The organism is Streptomyces sp. SID10853 (assembly GCF_010548145.1).
GTDB lineage: Bacteria > Actinomycetota > Actinomycetes > Streptomycetales > Streptomycetaceae > Streptomyces.
Genome location: NZ_JAAGLN010000066.1, coordinates 1 through 17,191, shown reverse-complemented (window position 1 = coordinate 17,191; position 17,191 = coordinate 1). Strand labels below are relative to the sequence as shown.

Annotated in this window: 13 protein-coding genes and 1 pseudogene; 8 read left to right on the top strand and 6 right to left on the bottom strand. The window is 67.8% G+C overall.

Annotated elements, in window-relative coordinates; translation table 11 throughout:
* Positions 1-374: 374 nt before the first annotated feature.
* From dnaK to G3I19_RS15470, 4 genes are read left to right on the top strand one after another with little or no spacing between them, the layout of a single operon-like run.
* Complete coding sequence (gene dnaK, locus G3I19_RS15485) at positions 375-2,246, top strand: molecular chaperone DnaK (RefSeq protein ID WP_164264177.1); 1,872 nt, start codon at positions 375-377, stop codon at positions 2,244-2,246.
* Complete coding sequence (grpE, locus tag G3I19_RS15480) at positions 2,243-2,905, top strand: nucleotide exchange factor GrpE (RefSeq protein WP_164264176.1); 663 nt, start codon at positions 2,243-2,245, stop codon at positions 2,903-2,905. The genes dnaK and grpE overlap by 4 nt, the downstream gene beginning before the upstream one ends.
* A 57-nt stretch (positions 2,906-2,962) precedes the next feature.
* Entirely contained in the window at positions 2,963-4,153 is a 1,191-nt protein-coding gene (gene dnaJ / locus G3I19_RS15475; RefSeq protein ID WP_164264175.1) for a molecular chaperone DnaJ, read from the top strand.
* 1 nt (position 4,154) lies between these two features.
* Complete coding sequence (locus tag G3I19_RS15470; RefSeq protein WP_164264174.1) at positions 4,155-4,622, top strand: helix-turn-helix domain-containing protein; 468 nt, start codon at positions 4,155-4,157, stop codon at positions 4,620-4,622.
* A 59-nt stretch (positions 4,623-4,681) separates the two neighbouring features.
* Here the strand turns inward: G3I19_RS15470 and G3I19_RS15465 are convergent, their stop codons facing one another.
* Both G3I19_RS15465 and G3I19_RS15460 read right to left on the bottom strand, forming a co-directional pair.
* Positions 4,682-6,199 carry a transposase gene (locus tag G3I19_RS15465; protein WP_164264173.1) on the bottom strand — a complete coding sequence of 506 codons (1,518 nt, stop codon included), beginning with the start codon at positions 6,197-6,199 and terminating at the stop codon, positions 4,682-4,684.
* A 115-nt stretch (positions 6,200-6,314) separates the two neighbouring features.
* A pseudogene (locus G3I19_RS15460) lies at positions 6,315-6,503 on the bottom strand (LuxR C-terminal-related transcriptional regulator); the annotation flags it as partial.
* Between the two features lie 849 nt (positions 6,504-7,352).
* On the opposite strand from G3I19_RS15460, the gene G3I19_RS15455 reads away from it, so the two are divergent.
* Complete coding sequence (locus G3I19_RS15455) at positions 7,353-8,654, top strand: MFS transporter (RefSeq protein WP_164264171.1); 1,302 nt, start codon at positions 7,353-7,355, stop codon at positions 8,652-8,654.
* Between the two features lie 76 nt (positions 8,655-8,730).
* Here G3I19_RS15455 and G3I19_RS15450 read toward each other — a convergent pair whose 3' ends face one another.
* Complete coding sequence (locus tag G3I19_RS15450; RefSeq protein ID WP_164264170.1) at positions 8,731-9,804, bottom strand: helix-turn-helix transcriptional regulator; 1,074 nt, start codon at positions 9,802-9,804, stop codon at positions 8,731-8,733.
* A 124-nt stretch (positions 9,805-9,928) separates the two neighbouring features.
* A complete protein-coding gene (locus tag G3I19_RS15445; RefSeq protein WP_164264169.1) occupies positions 9,929-10,912 on the bottom strand; it encodes a helix-turn-helix transcriptional regulator in 984 nt (327 codons plus the stop codon).
* Between the two features lie 297 nt (positions 10,913-11,209).
* Between G3I19_RS15445 and G3I19_RS15440 the strand changes: the two genes are divergently transcribed.
* Positions 11,210-11,539, top strand: a complete 330-nt coding sequence (locus tag G3I19_RS15440) for a (2Fe-2S)-binding protein (RefSeq protein WP_164264168.1) — start codon at positions 11,210-11,212, stop codon at positions 11,537-11,539.
* Positions 11,540-11,678: 139 nt separating this feature from the next.
* On the opposite strand, the gene G3I19_RS15435 is transcribed toward G3I19_RS15440, so the two are convergent.
* Positions 11,679-12,083, bottom strand: a complete 405-nt coding sequence (locus G3I19_RS15435) for a TIGR03618 family F420-dependent PPOX class oxidoreductase (RefSeq protein WP_164264167.1) — start codon at positions 12,081-12,083, stop codon at positions 11,679-11,681.
* A 205-nt stretch (positions 12,084-12,288) separates the two neighbouring features.
* On the opposite strand from G3I19_RS15435, the gene clpB reads away from it, so the two are divergent.
* On the top strand, positions 12,289-14,910 hold the full coding sequence (clpB, locus tag G3I19_RS15430; RefSeq protein WP_164264187.1) for an ATP-dependent chaperone ClpB: 2,622 nt from the start codon (positions 12,289-12,291) through the stop codon (positions 14,908-14,910).
* Positions 14,911-15,032: 122 nt separating this feature from the next.
* Positions 15,033-15,569, top strand: a complete 537-nt coding sequence (locus G3I19_RS15425; RefSeq protein ID WP_164264166.1) for a YbjN domain-containing protein — start codon at positions 15,033-15,035, stop codon at positions 15,567-15,569.
* Between the two features lie 110 nt (positions 15,570-15,679).
* On the opposite strand, the gene G3I19_RS15420 is transcribed toward G3I19_RS15425, so the two are convergent.
* A complete protein-coding gene (locus G3I19_RS15420) occupies positions 15,680-16,879 on the bottom strand; it encodes a pyridoxal phosphate-dependent aminotransferase (protein ID WP_164264165.1) in 1,200 nt (399 codons plus the stop codon).
* Between the last annotated feature and the right edge of the window lie 312 nt (positions 16,880-17,191).

Sequence of the window (17,191 nt, the reverse complement as noted above, 5' to 3'; positions counted from 1 at the left end):
CGGTCCGACGTGTCGTTCAACGCCGCAGCGCACCACCGGTAACGGATGACGATCAAAGTCACCGGGGTTCGGCGCAGGACCGGCGCCACCCCGGCAGCGGAAAGCGCACCGGGCGGCGGCTCATTCGGGGCGATAGGCTCAATCAAGGCATATGAGGCGGCTCACTTCTCGTACCCGTATGCCTGAAGGGCCCGGCCGCTGTCCCGGTCGTACGCCGGCCGCGCTCGATCGCACCCGCTCTCACCAGGGGTTTCTCTGCATTGCGCATAAGGCCGGGATAAAAGTTGAGTGCCGTCGACTCAGGTCAGTTGACTCGACGGGATCTGTCGTGCACTCTTGAGCCAGTTCCACTCAAGTCAGCTGGAGGATTCACCATGGCACGTGCGGTCGGCATCGACCTGGGCACGACTAACTCCGTCGTCAGCGTTCTCGAAGGCGGCGAGCCCACCGTCATCACCAACGCCGAAGGCGCCAGGACCACGCCGTCCGTCGTCGCCTTCGCCAAGAACGGCGAGGTGCTCGTCGGCGAGGTCGCCAAGCGCCAGGCAGTCACGAACGTCGACAGGACCATCCGGTCGGTCAAGCGCCACATGGGCACCGACTGGAAGATCGACCTGGACGGCAAGAGCTTCAACCCGCAGCAGATGAGCGCCTTCATCCTGCAGAAGCTGAAGCGTGACGCCGAGTCGTACCTGGGAGAGAAGGTCACCGACGCGGTGATCACCGTCCCGGCGTACTTCAACGACTCCGAGCGCCAGGCGACGAAGGAGGCCGGCGAGATCGCGGGTCTGAACGTCCTGCGCATCGTCAACGAGCCGACGGCCGCCGCTCTGGCGTACGGGCTCGACAAGGACGACCAGACGATCCTCGTCTTCGACCTCGGTGGCGGCACCTTCGACGTGTCGCTCCTGGAGATCGGTGACGGCGTCGTCGAGGTCAAGGCCACCAACGGTGACAACCACCTCGGTGGTGACGACTGGGACCAGCGTGTCGTCGACTACCTGGTGAAGCAGTTCGCCAACGGTCACGGCGTGGACCTGGCCAAGGACAAGATGGCTCTCCAGCGTCTCCGCGAGGCCGCGGAGAAGGCGAAGATCGAGCTGTCGTCCTCGACGGAGACCACGATCAACCTGCCGTACATCACGGCGTCGGCCGAGGGCCCGCTGCACCTGGACGAGAAGCTCACGCGCTCGCAGTTCCAGCAGCTCACCGCCGATCTGCTGGACCGCTGCAAGAGCCCCTTCCACAACGTCATCAAGGACGCGGGCATCCAGCTCTCCGAGATCGACCACGTCGTTCTCGTCGGTGGCTCGACCCGTATGCCGGCCGTCGCGGAGCTAGTCAAGGAGCTCACCGGCGGTCAGGACGCCAACAAGGGTGTGAACCCGGACGAGGTCGTCGCGATCGGCGCCTCGCTCCAGGCCGGTGTCCTCAAGGGCGAGGTCAAGGACGTCCTGCTCCTCGACGTGACGCCGCTGTCCCTCGGTATCGAGACCAAGGGAGGGATCATGACGAAGCTCATCGAGCGCAACACCACGATCCCGACCAAGCGTTCCGAGATCTTCACCACGGCCGAGGACAACCAGCCGTCCGTGCAGATCCAGGTCTACCAGGGCGAGCGCGAGATCGCGGCGTACAACAAGAAGCTCGGGATGTTCGAGCTGACCGGTCTGCCGCCGGCCCCGCGCGGTGTGCCGCAGATCGAGGTCGCCTTCGACATCGACGCCAACGGCATCATGCACGTCGCTGCCAAGGACCTCGGCACCGGCAAGGAGCAGAAGATGACCGTCACCGGTGGCTCCTCGCTGCCGAAGGACGAGGTCAACCGGATGCGCGAAGAGGCCGAGCAGTACGCGGACGAGGACCACAAGCGCCGCGAGGCCGCCGAGTCGCGCAACCAGGGCGAGCAGCTCGTCTACCAGACCGAGAAGTTCCTCAAGGACAACGAGGACAAGGTCCCGGGCGACGTCAAGACCGAGGTCGAGGAGGCCCTCACCGAGCTGAAGGAGAAGCTCAAGGGTGAGGACACCGCCGAGATCCGTACGGCCACCGAGAAGGTCGCCGCGGTCTCGCAGAAGCTCGGCCAGGCGATGTACGCGAACGCCGAGGGCGCCGCTGCCGCCGGCGGTGCGCCGGGCGCCGAGGGTGGCGAGGGCACCGAGCAGGCCACCGAGGCCCCTGACGACGTGGTCGACGCCGAGATCGTGGACGACGAGAAGGACGGCCGTCAGGGAGGCGCCGCATGACGGAGGAGACTCCGGGCTTCGAGGAGGAGCCCGACGTCCCCTCCGGCGCGACCTCCGAAGACGCCGCGTCGAAGGCCGCCGGGTCCGACTCCGCCAAGGAGTCGGAGCCGGCGGCCCCGGCCGGGGACGCACAGAGCAGTCAGAACGGTCAGGAAACAGCTCTCACCGCCCAGCTGGACCAGGTCCGCACCGCGCTCAGCGAGCGCACCGGGGACCTCCAGCGGCTGCAGGCCGAGTACCAGAACTACCGCCGCCGGGTGGAGCGGGACCGGGTTCAGGTCAAGGAGGTCGCCATCGCGACCCTCCTGTCCGAACTCCTCCCGACCCTCGACGACATCGGCCGCGCCCGTGAGCACGGCGAGCTGGTCGGCGGCTTCAAGTCGGTGGCCGAATCGCTGGAGACGGTCGTCGCGAAGATGGGCCTCCAGCAGTTCGGCAAGGAGGGCGAGCCCTTCGACCCGACGATCCACGAGGCCCTGATGCACTCGTACGCGCCGGACATCACCGAGGACACGTGCGTGGCGATCCTGCAGCCGGGGTACCGGTTCGGCGAGCGCACCATCCGTCCCGCCCGGGTCGCGGTGGCCGAGCCCCAGCCCGGGGCGCAGGCCAAGGACGAAGCGCCGGACGAGGACAGCGGTGGCCCGGACGAGGGCTGACATCAGTATCAGTACTGACGTCATGATCAGGAGCGAGCGGAAGGAGGGACGTCGGGGATGAGCACCAAGGACTTCGTCGAGAAGGACTACTACAAGGTTCTCGGCGTCCCGAAGGACGCCACCGAGGCCGAGATCAAGAAGGCGTACCGGAAGCTCGCCCGCGAGCTGCACCCGGACGCCAACAAGAGTGACGCGAAGGCCGAGGAGCGGTTCAAGGAGGTCTCCGAGGCGAATGACGTCCTCGGCGACCCCAAGAAGCGCAAGGAGTACGACGAAGCGCGTGCTCTCTTCGGCAACGGCGGCTACCGGCCAGGGCCCGGTGCCGGCGGCGGCTCCTTCAACTTCGACCTGGGGGACCTCTTCGGAGGTACCCCAGGCGGGGGAGCGGGGCAGCCGGGCGGCGCGGGCGGATTCGGCGGCGGACTCGGGGACGTGTTCGGCGGACTGTTCAACCGGGGCGGTGCCGGTACGACCCGTACCCAGCCGCGCCGCGGCCAGGACATCGAGTCCGAGGTGACGCTCAGCTTCACCGAGGCGGTCGACGGGGCCACGGTCCCGCTGCGGATGTCCAGCCAGGCACCGTGCAAAGCGTGTTCGGGCACCGGCGACAAGAACGGCACCCCGCGGGTCTGCCCGACCTGCGTCGGTACCGGCCAGGTGTCGCGCGGCACCGGCGGTGGTTTCTCACTGACCGATCCGTGCGTGGACTGCAAGGGCCGCGGGCTCATCGCCCAGGACCCCTGCGACGTCTGCAAGGGCTCCGGGCGGGCCAAGTCCTCCCGGACCATGCAGGTCAGGATCCCGGCGGGCGTCTCCGACGGCCAGCGGATCAGGCTGCGCGGCAAGGGCACCCCGGGTGAGCAGGGCGGCCCGGCCGGTGACCTCTATGTGATCGTCCATGTGGACGCCCACCCGGTCTTCGGCCGCAGGGGCGACAACCTCACCCTCACCGTGCCCGTCACCTTCGCGGAGGCGGCACTGGGCGGCGAGGTCAAGGTACCGACGCTCGGCGGGCCCCCGGTCACGCTGAAACTGCCCGCGGGTACGCCCAACGGCCGTACGATGCGGGCCCGGGGCAAGGGCGCGGTCCGCAAGGACGGCACCCGCGGAGACCTGCTGGTCACCGTCGAGGTCACCGTGCCCGCGGAGCTCAGCGACAAGGCACGGGAGTCGCTGGAGACCTACCGCGACGCGACCGCGGGGCACGACCCGCGCGCGGAGCTTTTCCAGGCCGTGAAGGGAGCTTGAGATGAATGGCCGCCGAGGACGCCGTGACCCATCCATGGGGTACGAACTGACCGACGAGACCCCTGTGTACGTCATCTCGGTCGCCGCTCAGCTCTCGGGCCTGCACCCGCAGACCCTGCGCCAGTACGACCGTCTCGGCCTGGTCTCACCGGGCCGGACGGCCGGGCGCGGCCGGCGGTACTCGGCCCAGGACATCCAGCTGCTCCGTACGGTGCAGCAGCTGTCCCAGGACGAGGGCATCAACCTCGCGGGCATCAAGCGCATCATCGAGCTGGAGCACCAGGTCGCCGCGCTCCAGGCCAGGGTCGCCGAGCTCTCGGCGGCGGTGGACGGCGCGGCGGTGGCCATGCAGCAGCGCGAGGCGCAGGTACACGCCTCGTACCGCCGTGACCTGGTCCCGTACCAGGACATGCAGCAGACCAGCGCACTGGTGGTCTGGCGTCCGAAGCCGAAGCGGTCGCCGGAGTAGGGCATTTCTCCGTACGCATGCCTCTGAGGGCCGTCACCCGACCTGGGGACGCTGTTGGTTTATTCGGCTCCTGCTTGTGCCCCGTCGAGCGTCAGCTCGGCGGGGCACAGTGCTGCGAAGTGGCTGGTGCGGGTGCGGGCTCGTGATGTGCCGGTGAGGTGGGCGTCGATGCGGGCGAGGTTGATCGCGGCGCCGGTGAGCTGGTGCTGGAGGCTGGTCTTTGTCAGGCCCCGGTAGCGGGATCTGCGCAGGCCGCAGCGTCCGACAGCCTGGGAGATGGTGCCCTCGACACCGGCACGGATTTTATAGCGTGTCTTCCAGGCGTCGGTCTGCTGTTCAGCGCGGATGTGACGGATGGCATCGTGCTGGGCTTGCTGTTGCCGCAGCATGGGTTCCCGGCGGCGGCCGGTGGCTGAGCTGACGCAGTCCCGCAGGTGGGGGCAGGGGCCGCAGCGGCTGGCGGGGAACCTGACGCGGATGACGGGCAAGCCCTTGGAATCGTTGCGGGGGTACCAGTCCGTGGTGGTGGCACCACCTGGGCAGGTCACCTGCCGGTGTTCCCAGTCGACGGTGAACGCGTCCAGCGTGAAAGCGCTCTTGGCCTGGGACGAGGTGTTCTTGACCAGCGGCCCGTGCAGCTCGACACCATGGCGGTCGCGGGCGGCAAGGACATGGGCGGCGGTGGGATATCCGGCATCCACCCAGTGCTCGGCGGGCAGGCAGTTGCGGGCGGCGAGAGAGGTGTGGATCTCCTCGTTCATCGCGTTGTCCGCGACCGTGGCCACCGTGGTGGCCACGTTGGTGACCAGGTTCGGGACGTCGGTCCCGCTGCAGATCTCGGTGAGGTGGACCTTGTATCCGTCCCACATGGTGTGCCCTTTGACACCGACACGGGCGTTCGAGTCATAGGGGTTGACCAGGCGCATCGCGCCCGGCGGCCGGTCTTTTGGGCCTCTGCGCATCACCTCGCCGTCCGCCCGGTGGAAGTGCTGGACCCAGACCTGACGCAGGAACTCCACCTCGTCCAGCGAGCGGAGTGCCGCGGGGGCATCGGCGGAGAAGACGGCTTCCAGCAGGCGCGTCCCGCCCCGGCCGATCCGCAGCCCCACCTCGTCGCGCTTTGCGCGGGCCCTGGGGAACCGGGAGTCCTCGGCCCGAGTCGCGTAATGGCGGAACCGGTCCGGCTCCGCGATCTCGGACAGCCATTCCGGAGCGATCCGGGCGAGCGCGCCGGCCAACCTGTCCCGGAACTCCGACAGCACCGAGAGGTCGAACCCGCGATCATCGAGTTGGAGTCCGAGTGCGTACTTGAAGTCGATTCGCGCTCGCACCGCTTCTGCGGCCTGGCGGTCGGTCAGCCCCTCCACGAACTGCAACACCGACACCAGCGCCAGCCCGGCGGGAGACCAGGCGGGCCGGCCTCGTGAGGCGAACAGATCCGAGAAGTCCTCGTCCCGGAACATCGACTCCAGCTCGTCCCGGACCCGGATCGCCAGACTCCCCTTCGGGAACGCGGCGCGGGCCACCCGCACCGTCTCCGCCGGAATCGTCTCCGGTCCCTTCGGCCGCATCGACATCGACACCCACCCCACATAACAACGTCGGTCCCCATGACCACAACCAAGTCATGGGGACCGACGTCACGCGAAGGGCCGAATAAACCAACAGCGTCCCCGACCTGGGTGGCGGCCCTCAGCCGTGTGCGTGACTGTCGAGCATCCCGGACTGGGCGATCCGTACGCCGAGTTGCACCCGGTTCGTGGTGCCGAGCACCGTGGAGAGGTGCGCGATGCGGGTGCGGCAGGTGCGGACGCTGATCCCGAGCCGCTTGGCGACGGCTTCGTCGGTGTGCCCTTCGCTGAGGAGCCGGGCGACGGCGTGATGAGCACTGAGACCGAGCTGAGTATTCAATAGGCGAAGAGGCTACGTGACATTCCTTCGCAAAGTCGCTGCGAGGTCCTGTACAACCGGACCGGGCAAAGCCGACGGCTCTCGCTGGGCGCGGAAGAGGGGCTAATCCGACGACCGTCACTTAGAGGTATCGGACGTGGGGGCGCCGCAAGATGGGCGACCTCACAGCTGAGCTTCGGCGGTACCCGTCAGTCTCCGACGGAGACGGTAATAAGTGCGTTTAACTCGCCGTCTTCGCCCGCCCTCGATGGGGTCATTCTCGATTGTGATTTTCTGAGCCATGACGCGTTGCTCCTTTCGTTTGTGAGGGCGTCCCGGGCGAAGGTCAGTTTTCCGGCTCGGGTGCATGCGGCGCGGCCGATGTGCCTTCGGAAAGCATGGGAAGCGTCTGGAGTTGATCCAGATAGTCTTGCATCGGCTCCTCCGAATCTGTATCCACGCTCGCAAATTTTGCACGCCGTCGGATTCGATGCCTTCCTCGATCGCTTGGCCTCCAGCACTTGGCGCCAACTGGAAGGAGGGCGAGGTTCGTTTCTTGTATTCGGTCCGAGTGTTGGACGAAGCAAGCAGGGGTGCACATCTGGAACGTCTGGAGGGCGAATGAAAGCGGAGCGTGTGTATCGCCCCTCGCCCTTCGTCCATCCATAGTTCGCGCCAGAGATCTTCCGGTGCGACGACACCGAATATGCGCGCGCCCACGAGCTCTGTCACTCTGTTCGACTGGCAAAGTCGGCTTTGCCTGTTTAGGCCACCGAGCTATATGGATCTTCCGCTTCCCGCCCTCTTCCCCATGGGGGCAGCTGCGGACATAATATCGCGATGATGCTGATCAATCGCAACTATCGGCTGTTATGGGCAGGGCAGTTGGTCTCCCAAATCGGTGACTTTGCCTTCGCCACGACTCTGTCGCTCTGGGTGGGCCAGGTGCTGCTGGTCGGCAAGCCGTACGCTCCGGCTGCGGCCTCGGCGTTGGTCGGGATCGTTGCGGTGGGAACGCTCGCCGTCGGGCCGATCGCGGGGGTATTCGTCGATCGCTGGGACCGGCGCCGCACCATGCTCGTTGCGGACCTGGTTCGCGCGGGCCTGATTGGTGTGTTGACCGTAGTTGCGTTCTTGCCGAATGGGACACTGCCGGACGCAGGCGTGCTCTTGGCTGTGTATGCCACCGTGCTGTTATCCACCTCGGCCGCGCAATTCTTCAACCCGGCCCGGTTTGCGCTGATTGGTAACGTGGTGAAGCCCGAGGAGCGTGCTCGAGCCTCGGGGATTGGACAGGCAACACAGGCCATCGCCATCATCGCAGGGCCCCCGCTGGCCGCGCCCGTCTTGTTTGTCGTCGGCGTGCGGTGGGCCTTACTCCTGAACGCACTTTCCTTCCTGGCCTCGTTTGTAGCTGTACGTGCCGTCCGCGTAGCTGCCGCTGTCTCCTCGCCGATCGCCATCCCTGGACTCGCAGGCGTGCGGGCCGAGTTCATGGCAGGTCTGCGGCTGGTGACAGGGAGCCGTGCCGTGACGGCACTGATGGTCACTGTTGCTCTGGTCACTGTCGGCGCTGATGCCTTGAACACGTTGAATGTGTTCTTCGTGACCGACAACCTGCATGCCGATGCGAGCTGGTACGGGACACTGGAGATGGCCCTTGGATGCGGACTGATTGCCGGGGCTCTGCTCGCGACGCGAGTGGTGGGGCGGCTGGGGGCAGCCCGAACGTTCTCTCTGGGGTTGCTGCTTACCGGTTTGGGTCTGGTGTTCTATTCACGGCTGGGTGCTCTGGGCCCCTCACTCGTCGTCTTGGCCGTCGTGGGGATGCCGTTGGCCGCCGTCAATACGGCATTAACCCCAGTTTTACTTGCGTCGGTTCCCCAATCTCATTTGGGTCGGGTCATCTCAGTGATCAATCCTGTTCAGCAATTGGGCGCATTGGTAGGGGTGTCAGGGGCGGGCTGGCTCGCCAGCACGGCCTTGCGGGACTTCCACGCGGATGTCGCCGGTATACAGTTCGGGCGGATCGACACGATTTTTACAGCGGCCGGACTGCTCGTGGTCGTCGGCGGTTTTTACGCGGCGATAGCATTGCGATCGGCCGAGCAAAAGAAAGGACCGGTGTCACAAAAGGATTGAAGCCGGACCTTCCCGGTGGATGCTGGCAACATCGGCCGGAATCCACTGTTCCACGTACCGTCGCGCGAAGGTAGATTCACGATGCCCGCGCTATCGGGCTAGTCCCCCCCGACTGGCCGTTAATGAACCGGCTTTGGCCCTTGGGGCTTCCATGGGGATCTTCAAGTGTCTCTGGCTGGTGGGTTTCTGGCTCTTTGAGCATCCCGGACTGGGCGATTCGTACGCCGAGTTGCACCCGGTTCGTGGTGCCGAGCACCGTGGAGAGGTGCGCGATGTGGGTGCGGCAGGTGCGGACGCTGATCCCGAGCCGCTTGGCGACGGCTTCGTCGGGGTGCCCTTCGCTGAGGAGCCGGGCGACGGCGTACTGGCGCTCGGAGATGCCGGCCTCGGCCGGTACGGGCGGGGCGGGTTCGTGGAGGGGGATGCCCTGCCGCCAGAACCGTTCGAAGACGGTGGCGAGGTATTCGATCAGGGCCGGATGCCGCAGCTCCAGGGCGGTGGTGCGGTCGGCGCTGGCCGGGATGAACGCGACCGAGCGGTCGAAGATGATCAGGCGCTCGGGGATGTCGTCCAGGCTGCGGATCTCTATCGCATCGCCCATCTGCTCCAGGTAGTCGCGCAGTCCTGGGCTGTGCAGCGAGGCGCGCTGGTAGAGGGTGCGCATATGGGCTCCGCGCTCGCGCAGCGCGAGGTCCCTGGGCAGGGCGACGCGCAGGGCGTACTCACTGCGCGGGCCGGGCTGTACACACAGCATCTCGACGACGCAGTCGTTGTTGGCGCGGTCGATCGCGGTGTTGATACGTGGGAGGCCCTCCAGGACCACGACCCCGGGTGTGTTCTCCGTCGGCCCAGTGGAGTCGCGCGCGATGAACCGCTCCAGGGTTTCCGCGATCCTCACCTCGCGCGAACGCTGGGCGTGGATCTCCGACTCGATGTCGCGGAGCATCGTGTGGAGGGCCAGCGAGGGGGACATGGGGACGAGGCGCTCCATGTGGTCCGGGTCCGGATGAAGGAGCCCCAGGTCGATGAGACAGGGTGCCGCGGCCGCTGCCGGGCGCTCGATGTATCGCTGCTTCAGCGCCTCCGCGTATATGCGGCTGCCGGGCTCGCACAGCTCCTCCACACCATGTGTGTGCTGGGGCGCCGTCACTTCTCCTCCGTCCGTGAGTTCCGGTGGTGAAGGCTGCGCCCCTCATCAAGTTGCAGAGCAGCAAGTTGAGGGTGGTTGTGCCGCCGCGGACACACCAGAATCATTCGTGTACTGGGTATCGCAGTCAGTTTCCCTGCTCCAGGATGCCGGACTGCGCGATCAGATAGCCGAGTTGGGCCCTGCTGCTGCTGCCCAAGGACGCGGAGAGTTTGGCGACGTGGGCGCGACAGGTCCGTACGTTCATGCCGAGGCGCCGGGCTATGGCCTCGTCGACATGCCCCTCTATCAGGAGCTGGGCGATGGAACGCTGGACGCCGGACACACCGTCGGGCGTCGGGTTGTAGGGAATCTCCTCGAGCAGCGGGGTGGCACGCCGCCACAGCTGCTCGAAGACCTTGATGAGGTACTCGACGAGTCCGGGGTGGCGCAGTTCCAGGGCGACCCGTCGGTCGTCGCGCGCGGGGATGAAGGCGACCGTGCGGTCGAAGATGATCAGGCGCTCTATGAGCTCTTCCAGGGTGCGGATTTCGGCCTTGCCGCCGGATATCCGGTCCACGTACGCGAGGGTGCCCTGGCTGTACCTGACGGTGTGCTGGTACAGGGTGCGTATGCTGACGCCGCGGTCGATCAGGGGCCTGTCCCGTTCCAGGGCCTGGCTCAGGACGTGTTCGCTGCGTCCGCCGCCCGGCTGGACCGTCAGCACCTCTGTGCCGCATTCGGCGGTGGCGAGGTTGAGCGCCGCGTTGATCCGGTCGAAGCCCTCCAGCACGGTGATGGCGTGGGTACTCGGTGGTGTCTGGGCGCTGATGGCCATGAACGGTTCGAAAGAGTCCGTCAGCTGCACAGACATGCGTCTGCGGTCCTGGATCTCGCGTTCCAGCGGATGCAGCCGCTGGGCAAGCGCGATGGAAGGCGGAACCGGCCGGAGCCAGTTCGCGTCGTCGGGATCCGGGTGCAGCAGCCCGAGTTCGGCCAGGCACGGTGCGGATTCCACCTCGATGCGGGTGACGCGGCCGGTGCTCAACGCACTGGCGTAGAGGCGGGCGCCCTCGTCGCACAAGGCAGTGACGGCATGAGGGTGTGTCGGTTGTGTGGTGTTACTGGGCAAATCTCCACCCCCCAGGGTCCTGAACGTGCAAGAACATGATGCATCGTGCGTGTAGCGCTGACGTGCCGGAATGAGCCATCGTCTTGTGATGCGGGGGAGAAGACACCATCAAGTGAGGACGAAGCCGACTATGTACAAGATATTGCTTCGCTCGGCGCTTGCCGCTGCTTTCTCCGTGGCCTTGGCGTTCGGTGTCCTGAGCGGGGCGAGCCTCGACGTGGGGACCCACAACACTGTGCATGCGGCGGTCCCGCCCATGGACACCGGCTGGGACAGCGCGCCGGCATCGGTGCAGGCATGACCGTCCCACCGGACGACAGAGTCTTCCAGCGCGAGATGGCCGTCGCCTACCGCTCCGGGTGGCATTTCATCGACCTCGTCACGGCGATTCCGCACCGTGGTGACTCGTTGATGGTCACCCTGTTCGGCGAGCCGATCGTCGTCGTACGCGAGGAGGACGGTGACGACGGTGACGTCCGTGCCTACCGGTGCCTGCGCAAGCCCCGGGGTGCCCCGCAGCCTGTTCGCTGTGCCATCCGTTACGGCATGGTGTTCGTCAACCTCGACCGGCGTGACCACCAGATGTTCGACGCCGAGCCGACCACAGCTATCCCCCGCAGTGCCTGACGCGATTCCCCCGTCGTAACAGATCGCTCAGGCGCTTCCCCCACACAGCGGCGCCACCGTGACCTGAACACGGTGGCGCCGCTGTGCTGCGCGCGCGGCCCGGCCGCCCCTGGCCCAGGCCGCCCCAGCGGTCGCGTGGTCAGGCGCGGCCCATCGCCCGCTCGACGCTGATCTCGATCAGGACCCGGTCCGGGTTCTCGGACGGCGTGCGCCCGTAGCGCTCCGCGTAACGCCGTACCGCGTCGGCGACGGCATCCGGCTCCGTACGGATCCTCGCGCGCCCCTCCAGCGTCGCCCAGCGCCCCGGTGCCACCTGGCAGACCGCGACCCGTGCGCCTTCCGGGCCCGCTGCCCGCACATGGGCGACCTTCCGCGACTTCTTGTTGGCTATGACCCTGGCCGTGCCGGCCGCCGGTTCCCAGGTCACCCCGACCGGCACCACGTGCGGTGAACCGTCCGGGCGCAGGGTCGTCAAGGTGCAGCGATGGAATTCGCGCCAGAAGCTGAGGTAGGGCGGTTCGGGGTTCCGTGGGTCAATGGCCATGGGCGCGAACCTACCCGTGCTCCGCGACGCCCGGTGTGGCGGAGATCCCGTCGGCCGGGGGCCGGTGGGCCTGTCCAAGAAAGGTTGAGTGGAATAGACTCAACTTTATGTACGTTGCCTGAGTCCAGGCCGTTGCAGCAGGACGGCCATCGACATGACAGCCGTTGCCGGGACGGACCCGCCCCGCGAGGAGGAGAGCGCACACGTGGACGCCGAGCTGACCAACAAGAGCCAGGACGCGATCACCGCGGCGAACAGCCGCGCCGTGTCCAGCGGCAACCCCGACCTGACCCCCGCCCATCTGCTGCTGGCGCTGCTGGAGGGGCAGGACAACGAGAACGTCGTCGATCTGCTCGCCGCCGTCGAAGCGGACCAGGCGGCCGTGCGGTCCGGGGCCGAGCGGCTGCTCGGCGGGCTGCCCAGTGTCGCCGGGTCGACGGTCGCGCCCCCGCGGCCCGACCGCGAGCTGCTCGCCGTCATCGCGGACGCCTCGCAGCGGGCCAAGGAGCTGGGGGACGAGTACATCTCGACCGAGCATCTGCTCATCGGGATCGCCGCCAAGGGCGGCCACGCGGGCGAACTGCTGGCGCAGCAGGGCGCCGGTGCCAAAGAATTGCTGGAAGCGTTCGAGACGAGCAGGGGAGGGCGCCGGGTGACCACACCCGACCCCGAGGGTCAGTACAAGGCGCTGGAGAAGTTCGGTACGGACTTCACAGCCGCGGCACGTGAAGGCAAGCTCGACCCGGTCATCGGGCGGGACCACGAGATCCGCCGGGTGGTGCAGGTGCTGTCCCGGCGCACCAAGAACAACCCCGTGCTCATCGGTGAGCCGGGCGTCGGCAAGACGGCCGTCGTGGAGGGCCTGGCCCAGCGGATCGTCAAGGGCGATGTGCCGGAGAGCCTCCGGAACAAGCGGCTGATCTCCCTCGACCTGGGCGCCATGGTCGCCGGCGCGAAGTACCGCGGCGAGTTCGAGGAGCGGCTGAAGTCCGTCCTGGCCGAGATCAAGGAGAGCGACGGCCAGGTCATCACCTTCATCGACGAACTGCACACCGTCGTCGGAGCGGGCGCGGGCGGCGACTCCGCGATGGACGCCGGCAACATGCTCAAGCCGATGCTCGCCCGCGGTGAGCTGCGCATGGTCGGCGCGACGACCCTCGACGAGTACCGCGAGCACATCGAGAAGGACGCCGCCCTGGAGCGGCGCTTCCAGCAGGTGCTGGTCGCCGAGCCGTCGGTCGAGGACACCATCGCCATCCTGCGCGGGCTCAAGGGCCGCTACGAGGCGCACCACAAGGTCCAGATCGCGGACGCGGCCCTGGTCGCGGCCGCGACCCTCTCCGACCGCTACATCACCTCCCGCTTCCTCCCCGACAAGGCCATCGACCTGGTGGACGAGGCCGCGTCCCGGCTGCGGATGGAGATCGACTCGTCCCCCGTCGAGATCGACGAGCTCCAGCGCTCCGTCGACCGGCTGCGGATGGAGGAGCTGGCCCTCAAGAACGAGACGGACGCCGCCTCCAAGCAGCGTCTGGAGAAGCTGCGCCGTGACCTCGCCGACCGCGAGGAGGAGCTGCGCGGTCTCACCGCACGCTGGGAGAAGGAGAAGGAGGGCCTCAACCGGGTCGGTGAGCTGAAGGAGCGCGTCGACGAACTCCGCGGCCAGGCCGAGCGTGCCCAGCGCGACGGGGACTTCGACACCGCGTCCAAGCTGCTGTACGGGGAGATCCCCGGTCTGGAGCAGGAGCTGGAGGCGGCCACCGAGGCCGAGCAGGAGGCGGCCAAGACCGCCGACACCAAGAGCACCATGGTCAAGGAGGAGGTCGGCTCCGACGACATCGCCGACGTGGTCGGCGCGTGGACCGGTATCCCGGCCGGCCGTCTCCTGGAGGGCGAGACGCAGAAGCTGCTGCGGATGGAGGAGGAGCTGGGCCGCCGCCTGATCGGCCAGACCGAAGCCGTCCGCGCCGTCTCCGACGCCGTACGCCGCACCCGCGCCGGCATCGCCGACCCCGACCGGCCCACCGGATCGTTCCTCTTCCTCGGCCCGACCGGTGTCGGCAAGACCGAGCTGGCCAAGGCGCTCGCCGACTTCCTCTTCGACGACGAGCGGGCCATGGTCCGCATCGATATGAGCGAGTACAGCGAGAAGCACTCGGTGGCCCGGCTCGTCGGGGCGCCGCCCGGCTATGTGGGCTACGAGGAGGGCGGCCAGCTCACCGAGGCGGTGCGCAGGCGCCCGTACAGCGTGGTGCTGCTCGACGAGGTGGAGAAGGCCCACCCCGAGGTCTTCGACGTGCTGCTCCAGGTCCTCGACGACGGACGCCTCACCGACGGCCAGGGCCGAACGGTGGACTTCCGCAACACCATCCTGGTCCTGACGTCGAACCTCGGCAGCCAGTACCTGGTCGACCCGCTGACCAAGCCCGAGGAGAAGAAGAAGCAGGTCCTCGACGTGGTGCGGGCCTCCTTCAAGCCCGAGTTCCTCAACCGCCTCGACGACCTGGTGGTCTTCTCCGCGCTCTCGCCCGACGAGCTGGCGCACATCGCGGGCCTCCAGATCGACCGGCTGGCCCAGCGCCTGGCCGACCGGCGGCTCACCCTGGAGGTCACCCCCGAGGCGCTGGCCTGGCTGGCCGAAGAGGGCAACGACCCGGCGTACGGCGCCCGGCCGCTGCGCCGGCTGATCCAGACGGCGATCGGTGACCGGCTGGCCAAGGAGATCCTCGCGGGCGAGGTCACCGACGGCGACACGGTCCGGGTGGAGCGGGTCGGCGACGAGCTGATCGTGGGCCGCGCGGAGACCCCGGTCGAGAGCGCGGGCTGAGCCCGGAGCCGGTATCGGGCTAAGCCCGGAGCGGACACCGGCCGATAGAGCGGGGCGGGGGTTGCCATGCCCCGCCCGCCATGGGAGAGGATGGCGGAACTCGTACGAAGGGCAATTCAAAGATGACCATCGACCCGTCCTCCATTCCGAACTTCGGGGGCCAGCCCGATCCGCAGGATTCAGGACCGGCGGGCCCCGTCGTTCCCGACCAGGATCTGGTCAAGCAGCTCCTCGAGCAGATGGAGCTGAAGTACGTCCTGGACGACGAGGGTGACCTCGCCGCGCCGTGGGAGGAATTCCGCACGTACTTCATGTTCCGCGGTGAGGACGACCAGCAGGTCTTCTCCGTCCGGACGTTCTACGACCGCCCGCACGGCATCGAGGAGAAGGCGCAGCTCCTTGAGCTGATCGACGACTGGAACCGCCGCACGCTGTGGCCCAAGGTCTACACGCACACCCACGACGACGGCAGTGTCCGCCTCATCGGTGAGGCGCAGATGCTCATCGGCACCGGCGTGGCCCTGGAGCACTTCGTGTCGTCCACGGTCAGCTGGGTCCGTGCCTCGATCGAGTTCGACAAGTGGCTCGTCGACCAGCTCGGTCTTGAGCAGGACCTGGAGTCCGGCAAGGGCGACGACGAGCCCGGCGACGACGCCTGAGACGGCCGTAGCCGAAGCCAGGCAGGCAAGAAGCCCGGTTCACGAGGGACCTCGGTGCCCCGTGAACCGGGTTTCTTGCCGTCGACACCCGCTTTGAGGAGAGCGGTGCTCTATCGGCTGAAAGCGCCCTTCAGCCGTTCTCCCGCGTCCCTGAGCACCTCGTCCTTCTTGCAGAACGTGAAGCGCACCTGGCTGCGGCCCGGCTCCGGGTCGTCGTAGAACACCGAGCTGGGCACCGCCACCACACCGCAGCGCTCCGGCAGCGCCCGGCAGAACGCGAGCGCGTCCTTCTCGCCGAACACCGCGATGTCGGTCGTGATGAAGTACGTGCCCTGTGGCTCGTACACGGTGAACCCGGCGGCCCGCAGGCCCCCGTCGAGCAGGTCGCGCTTGCGCCGCATATCGGTCCGCAGGGCCGTGAAGTAGCTGTCCGGGAGCCGCAGCGCCTCGGCGACCGCGTACTGGAACGGCCCCGCGCTCACATAGGTCAGATACTGCTTCGCCGTGCGCACCGCCGAGACGAGGGCCGGGGACCCGGTGACCCAGCCGACCTTCCACCCGGTGAACGAGAACGTCTTGCCCGCCGACGAGATGGAGACGGTGCGCTCGCGCATCCCGGGCAGCGCCGCGATCGGGTGGTGGGCGCCGTCGAAGACCAGGTGCTCGTAGACCTCGTCGGTCACCACGAGCAGGTCGCGTTCGCGGGCCAGGTCCGCGATGGCCGTCAGCTCGTCGGGGCTGAGCACCATGCCGGTCGGGTTGTGCGGTGTGTTGAGCAGCAGCAGCCGGGTGCGCGGCGTGATCGCGTCCCGCAGTGCGTCGAGGTCGGGCCGGAAGTCCGGGGCGCGGAGGGTCAGCGGTACGCGGACGGCGCCGGCCATGGCGATGCAGGCGGCGTACGAGTCGTAGAACGGCTCGAACGCGATGACCTCGTCGCCCGGTTCCAGCAGGGCGAGCATCGTGGCGGCGATGGCCTCGGTGGCCCCGGCGGTGACCAGGACCTCCGTGTCGGGGTCGAGACCGATGCCGTAGAAGCGGCTCTGGTGGTCGGCGATCGCCGAGCGCAGCTCCGGGATGCCCGGGCCCGGTGGGTACTGGTTGCCCCTGCCTTCCCGTAGCGCACGGACCGCCGCCTCGCGGACCTCGTCCGGGCCGTCGGTGTCCGGGAAGCCCTGGCCCAGATTGATCGCGCCGGTGGCCGTGGCCAGCGCGGACATCTCCGCGAAGATGGTTGTGCCGAGGCCGTCGAGCCGGTGGTTGAGCAGTGGCCGGCCGCCGACCTGTTCCGTGGAGCTTCCCGTAGTGGTCATGCCGGCCATCCTGCGCCGAACCTCTGGACTTCCTCAACTCCTGCTTGAGGCCGCGCGTACCGGGGATTGGCCTGTCACACGAGAAGCCCGGCAGCCGGGCGGGGACCGACGGGGGACCCCGCTGCGCCGGACGGATGAGGGGTGAGTGCCGTGGGCTTTTTCATCGTGGCAGTGGTGGTGATCGTGCTGGTCGCGCTGGTGTCCGCCGACCGGAGGCGCGGCGGGCGCAGGGGGCGCGCCGGCCGTTCGTCCGCCGTGGGCGGTACGGCGGCGGGCGGCGGCAGCTGGTGGGCCGGGGACAGCGGACCGGGC

Excerpts from the sequence above, each read along its gene's own strand:
- dnaK (WP_164264177.1), top strand. The coding sequence starts at position 375 with ATGGCACGTGCGGTCGGCATCGACCTGGGCACGACTAACTCCGTCGTC.
- grpE (WP_164264176.1), top strand. The coding sequence starts at position 2,243 with ATGACGGAGGAGACTCCGGGCTTCGAGGAGGAGCCCGACGTCCCCTCC.
- dnaJ (WP_164264175.1), top strand. The coding sequence starts at position 2,963 with ATGAGCACCAAGGACTTCGTCGAGAAGGACTACTACAAGGTTCTCGGC.
- G3I19_RS15470 (WP_164264174.1), top strand. The coding sequence starts at position 4,155 with ATGAATGGCCGCCGAGGACGCCGTGACCCATCCATGGGGTACGAACTG.
- G3I19_RS15465 (WP_164264173.1), bottom strand. The coding sequence starts at position 6,199 with ATGTCGATGCGGCCGAAGGGACCGGAGACGATTCCGGCGGAGACGGTG.
- G3I19_RS15455 (WP_164264171.1), top strand. The coding sequence starts at position 7,353 with ATGATGCTGATCAATCGCAACTATCGGCTGTTATGGGCAGGGCAGTTG.
- G3I19_RS15440 (WP_164264168.1), top strand. The coding sequence starts at position 11,210 with ATGACCGTCCCACCGGACGACAGAGTCTTCCAGCGCGAGATGGCCGTC.
- G3I19_RS15435 (WP_164264167.1), bottom strand. The coding sequence starts at position 12,083 with ATGGCCATTGACCCACGGAACCCCGAACCGCCCTACCTCAGCTTCTGG.
- G3I19_RS15425 (WP_164264166.1), top strand. The coding sequence starts at position 15,033 with ATGACCATCGACCCGTCCTCCATTCCGAACTTCGGGGGCCAGCCCGAT.
- G3I19_RS15420 (WP_164264165.1), bottom strand. The coding sequence starts at position 16,879 with ATGACCACTACGGGAAGCTCCACGGAACAGGTCGGCGGCCGGCCACTG.